The organism is Streptomyces sp. NPDC050743, from assembly GCF_044456925.1.
Classification (GTDB): Bacteria; Actinomycetota; Actinomycetes; order Streptomycetales; family Streptomycetaceae; genus Streptomyces.
This window is the reverse complement of sequence record NZ_JBITGJ010000084.1, coordinates 1-14,920: the sequence shown is the minus strand read 5'-3', so window position 1 is coordinate 14,920 and position 14,920 is coordinate 1. Positions and strand designations below refer to the sequence as shown.

At 70.7% G+C, this 14,920-nt stretch carries 11 protein-coding genes and 1 pseudogene; 7 read left to right on the top strand and 5 right to left on the bottom strand.

Going from position 1 to position 14,920, the window contains the following annotated elements:
* The first annotated feature begins 136 nt into the window (after nt 1-136).
* Complete coding sequence (locus ACIBJF_RS41840; protein WP_399182114.1) at nt 137-1,654, top strand: APC family permease; 1,518 nt, start codon at nt 137-139, stop codon at nt 1,652-1,654.
* A gap of 235 nt (nt 1,655-1,889) precedes the next feature.
* Here the strand turns inward: ACIBJF_RS41840 and ACIBJF_RS41835 are convergent, their stop codons facing one another.
* Complete coding sequence (locus tag ACIBJF_RS41835) at nt 1,890-3,413, bottom strand: PucR family transcriptional regulator (protein ID WP_399182112.1); 1,524 nt, start codon at nt 3,411-3,413, stop codon at nt 1,890-1,892.
* A 195-nt stretch (nt 3,414-3,608) separates the two neighbouring features.
* A complete protein-coding gene (gene gabT, locus ACIBJF_RS41830) occupies nt 3,609-4,985 on the bottom strand; it encodes a 4-aminobutyrate--2-oxoglutarate transaminase (protein WP_399182110.1) in 1,377 nt (458 codons plus the stop codon).
* A gap of 213 nt (nt 4,986-5,198) precedes the next feature.
* Here gabT and ACIBJF_RS41825 point away from each other — a divergent pair, with 213 nt between their 5' ends.
* The 6 genes from ACIBJF_RS41825 to ACIBJF_RS41800 are packed head-to-tail and all read left to right on the top strand — an operon-like array spanning nt 5,199 to nt 11,870.
* Nucleotides 5,199-6,704: an aldehyde dehydrogenase family protein gene (locus ACIBJF_RS41825; RefSeq protein WP_399182108.1), complete on the top strand. Its 1,506-nt coding sequence runs from the start codon at nt 5,199-5,201 to the stop codon at nt 6,702-6,704.
* The gene (locus ACIBJF_RS41820) at nt 6,701-7,858 is read left to right on the top strand and encodes a CaiB/BaiF CoA transferase family protein (protein WP_399182106.1); all 1,158 of its coding nucleotides are present in this window, start codon (nt 6,701-6,703) and stop codon (nt 7,856-7,858) included. The genes ACIBJF_RS41825 and ACIBJF_RS41820 overlap by 4 nt, the downstream gene beginning before the upstream one ends.
* A 41-nt stretch (nt 7,859-7,899) precedes the next feature.
* The gene (locus tag ACIBJF_RS41815) at nt 7,900-9,078 is read left to right on the top strand and encodes an acyl-CoA dehydrogenase family protein (protein WP_399182104.1); all 1,179 of its coding nucleotides are present in this window, start codon (nt 7,900-7,902) and stop codon (nt 9,076-9,078) included.
* Nucleotides 9,079-9,107: 29 nt separating this feature from the next.
* Entirely contained in the window at nt 9,108-10,019 is a 912-nt protein-coding gene (locus ACIBJF_RS41810) for a 3-hydroxybutyryl-CoA dehydrogenase (protein ID WP_399182102.1), read from the top strand.
* Nucleotides 10,020-10,070: 51 nt separating this feature from the next.
* The gene (locus ACIBJF_RS41805) at nt 10,071-10,856 is read left to right on the top strand and encodes an electron transfer flavoprotein subunit beta/FixA family protein (protein ID WP_399182100.1); all 786 of its coding nucleotides are present in this window, start codon (nt 10,071-10,073) and stop codon (nt 10,854-10,856) included.
* A gap of 51 nt (nt 10,857-10,907) precedes the next feature.
* Nucleotides 10,908-11,870, top strand: a complete 963-nt coding sequence (locus ACIBJF_RS41800; protein WP_399182098.1) for an electron transfer flavoprotein subunit alpha/FixB family protein — start codon at nt 10,908-10,910, stop codon at nt 11,868-11,870.
* 55 nt (nt 11,871-11,925) lie between these two features.
* On the opposite strand, the gene ACIBJF_RS41795 is transcribed toward ACIBJF_RS41800, so the two are convergent.
* The 3 genes and pseudogenes from ACIBJF_RS41795 to ACIBJF_RS41785 all read right to left on the bottom strand — a co-directional run.
* On the bottom strand, nt 11,926-13,284 hold the full coding sequence (locus ACIBJF_RS41795; RefSeq protein ID WP_399182097.1) for an ISL3 family transposase: 1,359 nt from the start codon (nt 13,282-13,284) through the stop codon (nt 11,926-11,928).
* Entirely contained in the window at nt 13,248-13,391 is a 144-nt protein-coding gene (locus tag ACIBJF_RS41790) for a hypothetical protein (protein ID WP_399182145.1), read from the bottom strand. The genes ACIBJF_RS41795 and ACIBJF_RS41790 overlap by 37 nt, the downstream gene beginning before the upstream one ends.
* A gap of 400 nt (nt 13,392-13,791) precedes the next feature.
* Nucleotides 13,792-14,557 (bottom strand): annotated as a pseudogene (locus tag ACIBJF_RS41785) (APC family permease); the annotation flags it as partial.
* Between the last annotated feature and the right edge of the window lie 363 nt (nt 14,558-14,920).

The window sequence follows — 14,920 nt, the reverse complement described above, 5'->3', positions numbered from 1 at the left end:
CCATGTGCTTGTAGTTTTTCGCTCCACATCGCACCGAGCCCCCGCATCATAACCAGCCCCGGTCGATGAGTCGCCGGCATCCATGCCGCTTCAGGACTGACGCCCCACCCTCTGGCACGAGAACACGGGAGCCAGCATGAGCCCCATCACCCCACCGGACGCCACCGACAGCGATGCCGCGCATCTGGCCTCGCTCGGGTACGAGTCCGAGTTCAAGCGAGACATGAGCCCATGGGCCAACTTCTCGCTCGGATTCACCTACCTGTCCCCGGTCGTCGGGGTGTACTCGCTGTTCGCCTATGCACTGGCCAGCGGCGGCCCGCCGATGATCTGGAGCTTTGTGATCGTCGGCCTCGGCCAGTTGCTCGTCGCTCTGGTGTTCAGCGAGGTCGTGGCGCAGTTCCCGGTGGCGGGCGGCGTGTATCCCTGGGCGCGCCGGCTCTGGGGGCGCCGGTGGGCCTGGATGACCGGCTGGGTCTACATGATCGCGCTGATGTGCACCATCGCCAGCGTGGTGTACGGCGCTGGCCCCTACATCGCCACCACCTTCGGCTTCTCGCCCACGGTCAACACCACCATCGTCTGTTCCCTGGCGATCCTCGCGCTGGCCACCCTGATCAACTTCCTGGGCACCCGCGTGCTCGCGGCGGCGGCCGTCATCGGTTTCTCGGCCGAGATCATCGGAGCGCTGGCGGTCGGTGGCTGGCTGCTCGTCTCGCACCGCCACCACAACCTCGGTGTGCTCTTCGACTCCTTCGGCTCGCAGGGCAGCCACAGCTACCTGTGGGCGTTCGCGGCGGCCGGACTGATCGGCGTCTACCAGTACTACGGCTTCGAGGCCTGCGGTGACGTCGCCGAGGAGGTGCCGGACCCGGGCCGTCTGATCCCCAAGGCCATGCGCCGCACCATCTACATCGGCGGCGCCGCGGCCACCTTCGTGTGCCTGGCACTGGTGCTCTCGGTGGCCGACATCCCGGCGGTCATCGCGGGCAAGGACGTCGACCCGGTGACCACGCTGCTGGACAGCGCCTTCGGCTCGGTCGGCTCCAAGATCGTGCTCGCCGTCGTGCTGCTGTCCTTCCTCTCCTGCGCCATGAGCCTGCAGGCCGCGGCCAGCCGGCTGGCCTTCAGCTACGGCCGCGACGACATGATCATGGGAAGCCGTCTGCTGCGGAAGTTCTCCGAGGCCCGGCACGTCCCGCCGTACGCCCTCATGCTCTCGGCGCTCCTCCCGGCACTGATCGTGCTCGGCTCCAAGTTCTCCACGGACGCCCTGTCCAAGGTCATCAGCTTCGCCGCGGTCGGCATCTACCTGGGCTTCCAGATGGTGGTACTCGCCGCGCTGCGGGCCCGACTCAAGGGCTGGCAGCCCAGTGGCAAGTACCGGCTGGGCAAGTGGGGCCTGCCCGTCAACATCGCCGCCCTGGCGTACGGGGTCCTGGCCATCGTCAACATGTGCTGGCCGCGCACCCCTGACGTTCCGTGGTACGACAACTACATCGTGCCGCTCTCCGCGGTGGTGGTGGTCGGCGCGGGCCTGCTGTACATGGCCGTCCACCGCAGCTACGGCCGTAGCGAGGCGCCGTACGACGACGCCATCCCCAAGCCCGCCCCGGCGCCCGGCCTCGTTGAGCCGGAACCGTCCAAGGCCTGAACCGGCACGCAAGAGCCCGGTGCGGACAACCGCGCCGGGCCCTTTGCCTGTGCAGGGGGCAGCGCGACGTCCTGGGTGGTGGGCTGCGGGCCGCGTTGGCCGGTGGGCCACCAGGCACTGACTGAGGGTCCTGGCCGGGGAGTGGGGGCGGGCTCGCCCGCCGGCCCGGAGCACTGGTGGATCCCGCCCCCCAGGACAGGCATCCCCACCGCCGTCCGCCCGGTCCCGCTCCCTGTCAGCGATCAAGTTCCTGCCAGGCCGACAGGGCCAGCAGGAGTTCAGCGCGTACATGCGCGGAGTCGAGGTCCACGCCGAGGAGGGACTGGGCCCGGTCCATGCGGTTGCGCAGGGTGTGGCGGTGTACTCCCAGGGAGGCGGAGGCGGCCTCCCATTGGCCGTTGTGCTCGAGGAACGCGCGCAGCGAGGCGAGCAGCTCCGTGCCGTTGGCGGCGTCGTGCGCGGCGAGCGGGGCGAGCCGTGTCCGGGCGATCGACTCCAGCACCGTGCGGGTTCCGGGCGTGGTCAGCAGGACGTGACCGGCGAGCGCATCGAAGTGGATCACTTCCCGGCAGCCGCGTGCCTGCGCGGCGGACGCGGCGCTCAGTGCCTCGCGCAGGGCCGTCGGCCCGTCCTCCAGGTCGTGCGGGCTGCTGAGACCGGCCCAGAGCCGGGCGCCCGGCCGGGCGGCCAGGCGGTCCGTCACCGCCTGGGCCGTCATCGCGTGGCCGCCGGGCAGCAGCAGCACGGCGCACTGCTCGCGGACGGTGCCGAACAGCGGCAGGCCGCGCTCGCTCAGCTGCTCGCCGGCGGCCTCGAGAGCCTGTCGCGGGTTTCCGCCTCGCAGGGCCAGGACACGCACCCCGTCACGGACCGGGAAGCCCGCCTCGGAGAGGTGGCCGAGCGCGGCCGGCGCCGGGATCGACCCGTCCAGGAGCATCCGGAAGAACAGGCCGTTTACACGGTTCTGCTCGTCGCGGAGCCGCAGCGGCTTCTCGGCCTCCAGCGCGACCAGAGAGGCCGCGTGTCCCAACAACAGGTGGTCGACCGGTGTCAGGGCCCGGTCGGTGACCAGCACCAGCCGCCCGTGGACCCGCGGGCCGACCCGGACCTGCTGCACCGCCACCCCGGCCTCGGGGCCGCTGCTCACCGCCGCTGCCGCCCCGTCCGGCGTACGCAGGTCCGCCAGCACGTCCGGGGCGGGTGCGGAGACATCGGCCGGGTGGGCAGCGCGCGTCCGGCCCTCGTGGTCCAGGAAGAGCACGGCCGTGCCCGTGGAGACGGCCAGTTCCCGGACCACGGCCTGCGCTCCGCCGTGCAGGGCGGCCCGGGTCATACGGGGCTGGATGCGGGAGGCCTGGACGACGCCCTCGTACTGCTGCTCCGCGAGCCGTTCCATCACCGCCTTGGTGATGGCGGCGAACGGCGTGGGCAGCGGAACCTCCAGCAGCGGCAGACCGGTCTCCTCGGCGGCCGCCACGACAGCGGCGGGCACCACCTCGTGCGACAGGCCGACGCCGAAGCCCAGCGCCACCACCCCGGCGTCGGCCAGGCGCTGGACGTACTTGTGCTGAGCGTCGGCCTCGGCCGGGAGGCGCAGGCCGGTGGTGAGCAGCAGTTCGCCACCGCTGATCCAGGGGACCGGGTCGGCGAGTTCGATGCTGTGCGCCCAGAGCACCTCACGGTTGAGCTGCTCACGGGCCGTGAGCACGCGCAGGCGCAGCTCAGGGCGCCCGAGCAGCCAGCGCAGAGGTACGCCCACCGCAGCGTCACCACCTTTGAGCCGGCTGACCTCTAAAACTGTAGTCATCCTATTTCACGGGACCGGGACGCGTCCGGGAGGCCGAAACCACACCCGGTCCCGTCCCGGACCCGTCCCGACCCGTGAGCTCGTCGACGGCCGTCACGCCTCGCCCGGCCCGCAGCTCACCGCTCGTGCGACGAGCAGCCGGCACGGTCAGGCCGCGGAGGCGGATTCCTTGGCGACGGCCTCGCCGAGCAGCGTGAGACCCTCGTCCAGCAGGCTGTCGGAGATCGACAGCGGCGGCAGGAAACGCAGAACGTTGCCGTAACTGCCCGCGGTCAGCACGAGCAGTCCCTCCGCATGGCAGCGCCTGGCGATGCCGGCGGCCAGCTCGGGTGCGGGGACGCGGTCCCCGTGCGGCTGCACGAGTTCGATGGCGGTCATCGCGCCCCGGCCGCGCACATCTCCGATGGCCGGGTGGGCACGGGCGAGCTCGGCGAGGCGCTCGTGCATGAAGTCACCGATCTTGCGCGCCCGTCCGAGCAGGTCGTGGGCCTCGATCTCCTCGAAGACGCCGAGCGCCGCCTCGCAGGCGACCGGGTTGCCGCTGAAGGTGCCGCCGAGGCCGCCCGCCGGGGCGGCGTCCATCAGTTCCGCGCGGCCGGTCACCGCACCCAGCGGCAGGCCGCCCGCCAGGCCCTTCGCCGTGGTGACCAGGTCGGGCTGGACACCCTCGTGCTCGCACGCGAACATGCGGCCGGTACGGGCGATGCCGGACTGGACCTCATCGGCGATCAGCAGGATCCCGCGGGCCCGGCAGATCTCGGCGACCCGGGCCAAGAAGCCGGGCGCGGGAACGATGAAGCCGCCCTCGCCCTGGATCGGCTCCACGAGCACCGCCGCGACGTTGTCCGCGCCGACCTGCCGGTCGAGCAGGTCCACGAGGGCGGCCGCGGCCTCCTCCGCGCAGTGCTCGGGCCCGGTGGGCCAGCGGTACGGATAGGCCATCGGGGCGCGGTAGACCTCCGGCGCGAACGGGCCGAAGCCGTGCTTGTAGGGCCGGTTCTTGGCGGTCAGGGTCATCGTCAGCAGGGTGCGGCCGTGGAAGGCGTGGTCGAAGACCACCACCGCCGGGCGCCCGGTGGCGGCCCGGGCGATCTTCACCGCGTTCTCGACCGCTTCGGCGCCGGAGTTGACCAGCAGGGTCCGCTTCTCGCCGGGAACGGGGGCGAGCTCGTTCAGTTTCTGGCAGACATCCAGGTAGGACGTGTAGGGGCTCACCAGGAAGCAGGTGTGCGTGAACCGCCGCAGCTGCGCGGCGGCGCGCTCGGCCACCGCCGGGGCCGAGTTGCCCACGGTGGTGACGGCGATGCCGCTGCCGAAGTCGATGAAGGAGTTGCCGTCCGCGTCGACGATCACACCCCCGCCGGCGGCCTCCACGAAGACGGGCAGGGTGGCACCGATGCCGGCGGGAACCAGGCTGCGCTGTCGGGCCAGCAGTTCGCGTGAGCGCGGACCGGGGATCTCGGTGACGATCCGGCGGACCTGCTCGAGGCCGGGACCACCGGCCGGTCGGGAATCACCGGGCATGGGACGTCCTCCGGGAGGTTGGGAGTCGGGGCACGCCGAGCCAACCACCACCGCTCGCACCACACCATCAACGGATCGGCGTGCCCGGACCGGCCCCGACAGGACATCTCGTCCAGTGCGCCCGAGGCGCGGCCCCCCACACAATGACGACCTCACCCATCCACCGCGCCCCGGAACACGACGGCGTGCAGGGACGCCCCGAAAGGAGTGCCGATGCGACCCGACGCAGGCAGCAGCGAAGAGGCCGGAGCGGCCCGGCGGGCCCGGACCCTTCGCCACCTCGTGGCAGGGCAGTGGCGGACCGGCGACGGCGACGACATCGTCGACCTCAACCCGGCACGCCCTCACGAAACCGTGGCCGCAGGACAGCTCGCCCAGGACCACGACCTCGACCAGGCCGTCGCGGCGGCACGGGACGCCTACCCGCGCTGGGCCGCCACCCCGCCCCAGGCCCGCGGCCGGATCCTCGACCGCGCCGCCGACATCATCGACGCGCACGCCGACCAGTGGGGTGAGGAACTCGCCTGGGAGGAGGGCAAGACCCGCGCCGAGGGCATCGGCGAGGTACGCCGGGCCGCGGAGATCTTCCGCTACTACGCCGGTGAGGCCTCCCGCCCCGTGGGCGAGGTGTTCGCCTCGCCCCGCCCCGGCGAGCAGATCCACGTGATCCACCGGCCCGTCGGCGCCGTCGCGGTCATCACGCCGTTCAACTTCCCCATCGCGATCCCGGCCTGGAAGATCGCACCCGCGCTCAGCTACGGAAACACCGTCGTGTGGAAGCCCGCGAGCCTGGTGCCGCTGCTGGCCGTGCGCCTGGCCGAGGCGCTCGTCGAGGCCCGCCTCCCCGACGGTGTGCTCTCCCTACTCATCGGCAGCGGGAGCCTGGGCGGCCGGCTGGTCGAGCACCCGGGCATCGACGCGGTCACCTTCACCGGCTCCACCTCGGTGGGTCGCGGCCTGATCACCGCCTGCGGGCGACTGGCGCGGCCCGTTCAGACCGAGATGGGCGGCAAGAACGCGGCCGTCGTCCTCGCCGACGCCGACCTCGAACTCGCCGTGCAGGAGGTGCTCGCCGGTGCCTTCCGAGCCACCGGCCAGAAGTGCACCGCCACTTCCCGGCTCATCGTGCAGGAGCCCGTCGCCGACGAGTTCCTCGCCCAGCTCACCAAGCGCGCCGCCGCCCTGCGGGTCGGCGACCCCCTGGACGCCGCCACCGAGATGGGACCCGTGGTCTCGCTCCGGGCCCGCGACGAGATCCAGCACACCGTGGACGCCGCAGCCGCCCGCTCTTGCGCCAACCTCCTCACCGGCGGCCGGCCCTACGACGACGACCGCATGAACGGGGCGTTCGTCCAGCCCACCGTGGTCGAACTGGCCGGCGACGACCCGCTGTGGCGCGAGGAGGTGTTCGGCCCCGTCCTCGCCGTCCGCCGGGCCAAGGACACCCAGGAGGCGCTGGCGCTGGCCAACGACAGTGACTTCGGCCTCTCCGCGGCCGTCTTCACCGACGACCTGCGCGCCGTCACCGCCGCCATGGAACAGGTGGACGTCGGCGTGCTCCACATCAACTCCGAGACCGCGGGCGCCGATCCGCACGTGCCGTTCGGCGGCGCCAAGCAGAGCGCCTACGGGCCGAAGGAACAGGGCCGCGCGGCACGCGAGTTCTTCACCCGCACCACGACCGTGTACCTGCGCAGCTCCGGAGGGCCGACGCTGTGACCGCACCCTCACCGGCGCTGCCGCTGAGCGGCGTACTCGTGGCCGACTTCGGACGCGTGCTGGCCGCCCCCTACGCCACCATGCTCCTGGCCGACCTCGGCGCCGACGTCATCAAGGTCGAACACCCCACCACGGGGGACGACACCCGCGCCTGGGGCCCGCCGCACGCGCACGGTGAGGCCACCTACTTCCTCTCCGTCAACCGGAACAAGCGCTCGGTCACCCTCGACCTGCGCGACGACGCCGACCGGCGCCGTGCCGCCGAACTGGCCCGCCGGGCCGACGTACTCTTCGAGAACTTCCGGCCCGGGACCATGCACAAGTACGGGCTCGGCTACGACGAGGTCCATGCCGCCAACCCCGGAATCGTCTACTGCTCGATCACGGGATTCGGCGCGGGCGCCGGAGCCGACCTGCCCGGATACGACCTGCTCATCCAGGCCGTCGGCGGGCTGATGAGCGTCACCGGCCCCGCCCCCGGACAGCCGGTGAAGACCGGCGTGGCGCTGGTGGACGTCCTCACCGGCCTGCACGCCGCGATCGGCGTGCTCGCCGCGCTGCGCCACCGGGATGCGAGCGGCCAGGGACAGCACGTCCAGGTCAATCTGCTGTCGACCCTGCTGTCCAGCCTGGTCAATCAGGCCGCCGGGTACACCCTCGCCGGTCAGGTACCGGGGATCCTGGGCAACCGGCACCCGTCCATCGCGCCGTACGAGGTCTACCAGGCAAAGGACCAGCCACTCGTCATCGCCGTCGGGAACGACCGCCAGTTCGCGGCGCTCTGCCGCGGCACCGGCGCGCCGCAACTGGCCGAAGACCCGCGCTTCGCCACGAACGCCGACCGGGTCGCCCACGTCGACGAACTGTCCCAGGAACTGGCGGAGTTGTTCCTCACGCGCACAGCGGCCGAATGGTTCGAGCACCTCACTCCCCTGGGCGTTCCGTGCGGCCCCGTCAACAACCTCGCCCAGGCATTCGACCTGGCCGACCGTCTCGGCCTCGCGCCGCGAGCCGTGATCAACGGCGACGAGGGTCCTCCCACGGACTTCGTCGCCAACCCCATCTCCCTGTCCGGCACCCCGCCCCGGTACGACCGCCGCCCGCCCCGGCTGGGCGAGCACACCACCGAGATCGCGGACTGGCTGGACTGCTGACTTCTCACCCGCCTCACCCCCCTCACCCCAAGGAGCACACCATGAGCGGCGCCAAGCCGATGAAGGACCCCCTCGACCTGCTCGACCTCTCCTCCGTCCTGTCCACGGAGGAGCGCGAGATCCAGACCACCGTCGCCAAGTTCCTCGCCGACCGGGTACGCCCGCACATCGGCGAGTGGTTCGAAAACGCCCACTTCGCCCGCGAGCTCGCCCCCGAACTCGGCAAGCTCGGCCTGTTGGGCATGCACCTGGAGGGCTACGGCTGCGCCGGGACCAACGCCGTCAGCTACGGACTGGCCTGCCTGGAACTGGAGGCCGCCGACTCCGGCTTCCGCAGCTTCGTCTCGGTGCAGGGCTCGCTGTCGATGTACTCGATCTGGAAGTGGGGCTCGGAGGAGCAGAAGCAGGAGTGGCTGCCGCGGCTCGCCGCGGGCGAGGCCATCGGCTGCTTCGGACTGACCGAGCCGGACTTCGGCAGCAACCCGGCCGGCATGCGTACCCGGGCCGTCCGCGACGGCGGTGACTGGGTCCTCAACGGCTCCAAGATGTGGATCACCAACGGCGGTATCGCCGATGTCGCCACCATCTGGGCGCAGACCGAGGACGGCGTGCGCGGCTTCCTCGTGCCGCGCGGCACCCCGGGCTTCACCACCCAGGACATCAAGCAGAAGATGTCGCTGCGCGCCTCGATCACCTCGGAGCTGTACTTCGACAACGTGCGGCTACCCGATTCCGCTCGCCTGCCGCATGCGCAGGGCCTGCGCGGACCGCTGTCCTGCCTGAACGAGGCCCGGTTCGGAATCCTCTTCGGAGCGGTCGGCGCCGGCCGCGACAGCCTCCAGGCGGCCCTGGAGTACGCCGACTCCCGCGTCCAGTTCGACAGGCCGATCAGCGCCTTCCAGCTGACCCAGAAGAAGCTCGCGGACATGAGCGTCTCCCTCGGCAACGCAGCCCTGCTCGCCCTCCACCTGGGCAGGCTCAAGGACCAGGACCGAATCCGTGGCGAACAGATCAGCGTCGGCAAGCTCAACAACGTCCGTGAGGCCCTGGCCATCGCCCGCGAGTGCCGGACCATCCTCGGCGCCAACGGCATCTCCCTGGAGTACTCGCCGCTGCGCCACGCCAACAACCTGGAGTCCGTCCTCACCTACGAGGGCACCAGCGAGATCCACACGCTCGTGGTCGGACAGGCCCTCACCGGCCAGGCCGCCTACCGCTGACGCCCCTTCCTCTCTGCCTAAGGACGCCCATGACACCGTCGACAGCCGGTCGATCCCCCGCTCCCGCCCGCCCGGCCTTTGCCGACATCCGCCGTGTCGGCGTCGTCGGAGCGGGGCTCATGGGCAGCGGCATCGCGGAGGTCTGCGCGCGAGCAGGCCTGGACGTGCTCGTATGCGAGAGCGGCCCGGACGCCGTCCGGGCCGGGCGGGACCGGATCACCGCATCCTTGGAGCGCGGCCTCCGCAGCCGCAAACTCATCGAAGCGGAGCGCGACGACGCGCTCGACCGGATTCACTTCACCACCGACCTGGGCGACTTCTCCGACCGGGACATGGCGATCGAGGCCATCGCCGAGGACGAGCAGGCCAAGAGCCAGGTGTTCGCCACCCTGGGCAAGGTCCTCACCCGGCAGGACGCGATCCTGGCCACCAACACCTCGTCCATCCCGGTGATGAAGCTCGCCATGGCCTCCGGCCGCCCGGCACAGGTCGTCGGCGTGCACTTCTTCAACCCGGTGCCGGTGATGCCCCTGGTCGAGATCGTGCCCTCGCTCCTGACCGCCCATCAAACGCGCTGCCAGGCAGAGGACTTCGTCACCGGCAGGTTGGGCAAGCAGGTCATCGGGTCCCAGGACCGGGCGGGCTTCGTCGTCAATTCCCTGCTCGTCCCCTACCTGCTGTCCGCCATCCGCATGCTCGAATCCGGCTTCGCCACGGCCGAGGACATCGACAACGGCATGGTCCTCGGCTGCGCGCACCCCATGGGCCCACTGCGGCTGGCCGATCTGATCGGCCTCGACACGGTGAGGGCCATCGCCGACTCCATGTACGAGGAGTTCAAGGAGCCGTTGCACTCCCCACCGGCCCTGCTGCTGCGCATGGTCGACGCCGGACTGCTCGGCAAGAAGAGCGGCCGCGGCTTTCACGACTACACCCGCTGAGAGACCCGCCCCAAGGCGCGCACGCCCGACCCACGAATCGAGGACCTGAAGGTGACTTTGAGGATCGTTGTCACTGTGAAGTACGTGCCCGACGCCACTGGCGACCGGCACTTCGCCGATGACCTGACCGTCGACCGTGACGACGTGGACGGTCTGCTCTCCGAGCTGGACGAGTACGCGGTCGAGCAGGCGCTGCAGATCGCCGAGGACGCGGACGACGCCGAGGTGACCGTTTTGACGGTGGGCCCGGAGGACGCCAAGGACGCGCTGCGCAAGGCGCTGTCGATGGGCGCCGACAAGGCGATCCACGTCGAGGACGACGACCTGCACGGCACGGATGCCATCGGCACCTCGCTGGTGCTGGCCAAGGTGATCGAGAAGGCCGGTTTCGACCTGGTGGTCTCGGGCATGGCCTCCACGGACGGCACCATGGGTGTCGTGCCGGCGCTGCTCGCCGAGCGCCTGGGCGTCCCGCAGGTCACCCTGCTGTCCGAGGTCTCGGTCGAGAACGGCACGGTCGCGGGCCGCCGCGACGGCGACGCCGCCTCGGAGCAGCTTCAGGCGCAGCTCCCGGCGGTGGTGTCGGTGACCGACCAGTCGGGTGAGGCCCGCTACCCGTCCTTCAAGGGCATCATGGCGGCCAAGAAGAAGCCGGTTCAGTCCTGGGACCTGTCCGACCTGGACATCGACGCGGACGAGGTCGGCCTGGAGAACGCCTGCACCACGGTGGAGTCGGCGGCCGAGCGCCCGGCCCGCACGGCGGGCACGATCGTCAAGGACGAGGGCGTGGGCGGCAAGCAGGTCGCCGAGTTCCTCGCGGAGCGCAAGTTCATCTGACGCAGCCTCGCGAGCCAGAAGTTCACCTCACCGGTTTGGAGTTGCTTTCCCATGGCTGAAGTTCTCGTCTACGTCGACCACGTGGACGGTGCCGTCCGCAAGCCCACCCTGGAGCTGCTGACCCTGGCCCGCCGTATCGGCGAGCCGGTCGCCGTCGCGCTGGGCAAGGGCGCCGCCGACACCGCCGCCGCCCTCGCCGAGCACGGCGCGGCGCGGGTGCTCACCCACGACGCCGCCGAGTACGCCGAGTACCTGGTGGTGCCGAAGGTGGACGCCCTGCAGGCCGCGCACGAGCAGGTCTCTCCGGCCGCGGTGCTGGTCCCGTCCTCCGCCGAGGGCAAGGAGATCGCCGCGCGTCTGGCGCTGCGCATCGGCTCCGGCATCATCACCGACGCCGTCGACCTGGAGGCCGGCGACGAGGGCCCAGTGGCCACCCAGTCGGTGTTCGCCGCGTCCTTCACTACCAAGTCCCGTGTCTCCAAGGGCACTCCGGTCATCACGGTCAAGCCGAACTCGGCCGCCGTGGAGCCGGCCCCGGCCGCGGGCGCGGTCGAGGCGCTGAACGTGTCGTTCTCCGAGAAGGCGACCGGCACGAAGATCACCGGCCGCACCGCACGTGAGTCGACCGGGCGTCCGGAGCTGACCGAGGCCGCGATCGTGGTCTCCGGCGGCCGTGGCGTCAACGGCGCGGAGAACTTCTCGGTCATCGAGGCGCTGGCCGACTCCCTGGGCGCCGCCGTGGGTGCCTCGCGCGCTGCGGTGGACGCGGGCTGGTACCCGCACACCAACCAGGTGGGCCAGACGGGCAAGTCCGTCTCCCCGCAGCTGTACATCGCCAACGGCATCTCCGGCGCGATCCAGCACCGGGCGGGTATGCAGACCTCGAAGACGATCGTCGCGGTCAACAAGGACCCGGAGGCCCCGATCTTCGACCTGGTCGACTACGGCGTCATCGGCGACCTGTTCGACGTCGTCCCGCAGCTGACCGAAGACATCAACACCCGCAAGGGCTGAGAGGGTTCTGGATCACTTTCAGTGCTGGAGCCACAGAGGGTCACCACAACCGCGATCATGAACGGTCTCGCGCGGTGAGGAGGACTCGCTTGCGGAGGAGGTCGAAGTTGGCACGGCCGAACATCTGCCTCTTCAACATCTTGATCTTGTTGTTCTGGCCCTCGACGGCCCCGGAGCTGTAGCGGAGGCTGAGGCCGGCGACGACGGCGTCGAGGTCCTGGCCCAGGCCGGTGACGAAGGTGTGCAGAGCGGGAAGATCGTCGGCCTGGACCTGGGCGATCCACTGGTCGAGGTGCTTGCCCTGGCGGTCGTTCATCAACTCGGCGAACGCGCGGACGTGGTGGGCGGTGCGGCCGAGGGCGGGGCAGCGGGCCAGGATTGTTTTGAGCTGCTGGGCCTGGTCGTCGGTGAGGCGGTCAGGATGGCGGGTGAGCCAGCTGGTCACGTCCCGCACGGACGGAGCCCTGCGGGGCGGGGTGGGCGGAAAGTCCGCGCGGAGCTTGGCCAGGTAGACCTTCACGACGTTCTCGCCGCCGGGATAGCCGCGCTCGCGTACTTCCTCGAACAGGCGGCGGGCGACGGTGCAGCCCTCGGCCCACCTTTGGTGCATGTAGGGCTTGTAGGGGTCGAGGATGCTGGCGCGGCCGGTCCACCGTCCGATCAGGAGCTCGTCCGCACTCGCCGCGTGTGCGTAGCGGCGCACGGTGTTGCGGGCCAGTCCCAGTCGGCGGCCGATTTCCCGCATCGCAATGCCTTGTTCAAGCAGAGTGTGAACGGCCTCGTGCTGTTCGCGAACCCGGTCGGACAGGCGGCCGGTGGTCCGCGGCCCTGCGGAAGCCAAGGCGAGGTCCAGCCCTTCCAGGGCCTCGGCAGCCGCGGCAGTGGAGGTGTCCTGGGGCTCGCGCAGCAGAGCACGGTGCTGGACGACGGTCTTCTCGACGGCCTCGGCGAGGTTGGACCAGATGTGCCACCGATCTGCAACATGCACCGCGTCCGGGGCGCCGAGGCGTCCGGCCTCGGCGTAAGCGGTGGAACGGTCCCTGCAGATCACCTCGACGCCGGGATGCTCGGCGATCCACCGGGCCACAGTCGCAGTGGTGCGGTCCGGCAGCAGGTCGACGGGTTGGTGTGTCTCGATGTCGAGCAGGATGGTGCCGTAGTTGTGCCCCTTGCGCAGCGCGAAGTCGTCGACCCCGAGCACCCGCGGTGTCGAGGTCTCGGGGTCCTGCAGGCGGCGGATCAGCCGTAACAGGGTCGAGCGGCTCACCTTGGCCGCCAGCGCGTGGGCCAGGCGGGAACCGGCCCGGCCGGCCAGCATCACCGCCACCCGTTCCAACACTGTCTGCAGCCCGGCACTGCGTCTGCCGTGCCGGAACGTCAGCCCGTCGACCTGCTCGGCGAACGTCGCCTGCAAGCAGAGCCCTGTTGAGAGCAGCGGAACCGCCGGACCTGTAACTCGATCAGCGCCGGACGGCCGCCGACCGCGCTGTCGGCAAGCCGGCGTACGTACCGGCTATGCACCCGGACCGACGTCGTTCCACACGCCGGACACGCAGCCCGCTCCGCAGCCGTCCGGGCCCTCACGACTACCAACTCGCCGTCGGATATGACTCTTTCGACCACAACACCTTCGACCTGGTGGAACCACAGGTCCTGGAGGAGGAGTACATCAGCCACGGCCGTTCATGATCGCGGTTGTGGTGACCCTCTGTGGCTCCAGCACTGAAAGTGATCCAGAACCAGGATTGGGCCGGTGGCGAGAGCGGGGGGTTAGCCGATTCCGGTGACCTGCAGGGCCGTGGTCCAGTTGTTCCTGATGGCGCTGCGGGCGGCGGACAGGGTGATGGTGCCGGCATACACGGCGTTCTTCAGCTTCGTCTCCACTCCGTCTTTGGAGTGCGCAGTCTGGGAGCCGGAGTAGGGCTCGGGTCACAGGTTGCCGGGGTCGCGCGGCGCGCCGCCGAGTTCGAGGACCGAGGACCGTCAGCACGGACACGGCGACTGCCGCGTACACGATCAGCGTGATGCCCAGGGCCAGGGGAATGGCCCGGGGAATGGTGCGGGCCGGGTCCTTCACCTCTTCGCCCAGGGTCGCGATCCGTACGTACCCGGCGAAGGCGAAGCACAGAAGCCCGGCCGCCTGCAACACCCCGGTCACGGAGGCGGCCGACCCGATGTCCAGCCGCACGACCTGAGCATCGGTGGAGGTCAGGCAGGTCGCCACCACGGCTGCCAGCACGGCCAGGACCACGGCGACGATCGCCCGCGTCAGCCACGCGGCCTTCTGCATACCCACGTAGTTGACGGCGGTCAGCGCCACCACCGCAGCCACGGCGACGGCGTGCGCCTGGGCCGGCCACACGTACGACCCCACCGGTGAGTGCCATCGCCGCGCACGAGGCGGTCTTGCCGACCACGAAGCCCCATCCGGCGAGGTAGCCCCAGAACTCGGCCAGCCGCTCACGGCCGTACACATACGTCCCACCGGACTGCGGATAGCATGCCGCGAGCCGGGCCGAGGAGGTGGCGTTGCAGTACGCCACCACAGCGGCGACGGCCAATCCCACGAGCAGTCCCGAGCCGGCCGCCCGCGCGGCAGGCGCCAGGGCGGCGAAGACCCCCGCACCGATCATCGAGCCCAGCCCGATGACGACGGCATCGAAAACGCCCAGTCTCCGCTCCAGCACAGCGGCTCCGCCGCCCTGCGACGCCTGGCTTACTCCGCACCACCATCTGTCGACATCCGGGATCGCGAGACGATACCTGTCGGGGATGAACGTCAGGCGGCACGCGTCGTGATCCTCAGCTGCCAAAGACTCGAACGCGATGAGCAGGGCGTGCGCCGTGCCCGTACACATCAACAGCCGGTGCGTTGCGGATGCGGCCACGCAGCGGACAGGGGGGTACCCCGGCCGACGGCAGCGCCGTGAAGTCGGGGCCGAAGCAGGCGGCCTTGACTGCGTAGCGTGATGCCGGAGTTGCGGCGTGCATCGGGTCCCGGCAGGCTGGATCTCGGCAAGCAACCTTGATGACGTGAAGAGGTGATCGGG

Bases quoted from the DNA above. Each gene is read 5' to 3' on its own strand.
- ACIBJF_RS41840 (WP_399182114.1), top strand. From the start codon at position 137: ATGAGCCCCATCACCCCACCGGACGCCACCGACAGCGATGCCGCGCAT.
- gabT (WP_399182110.1), bottom strand. From the start codon at position 4,985: ATGCCCGGTGATTCCCGACCGGCCGGTGGTCCCGGCCTCGAGCAGGTC.
- ACIBJF_RS41825 (WP_399182108.1), top strand. From the start codon at position 5,199: ATGCGACCCGACGCAGGCAGCAGCGAAGAGGCCGGAGCGGCCCGGCGG.
- ACIBJF_RS41815 (WP_399182104.1), top strand. From the start codon at position 7,900: ATGAGCGGCGCCAAGCCGATGAAGGACCCCCTCGACCTGCTCGACCTC.
- ACIBJF_RS41810 (WP_399182102.1), top strand. From the start codon at position 9,108: ATGACACCGTCGACAGCCGGTCGATCCCCCGCTCCCGCCCGCCCGGCC.
- ACIBJF_RS41800 (WP_399182098.1), top strand. From the start codon at position 10,908: ATGGCTGAAGTTCTCGTCTACGTCGACCACGTGGACGGTGCCGTCCGC.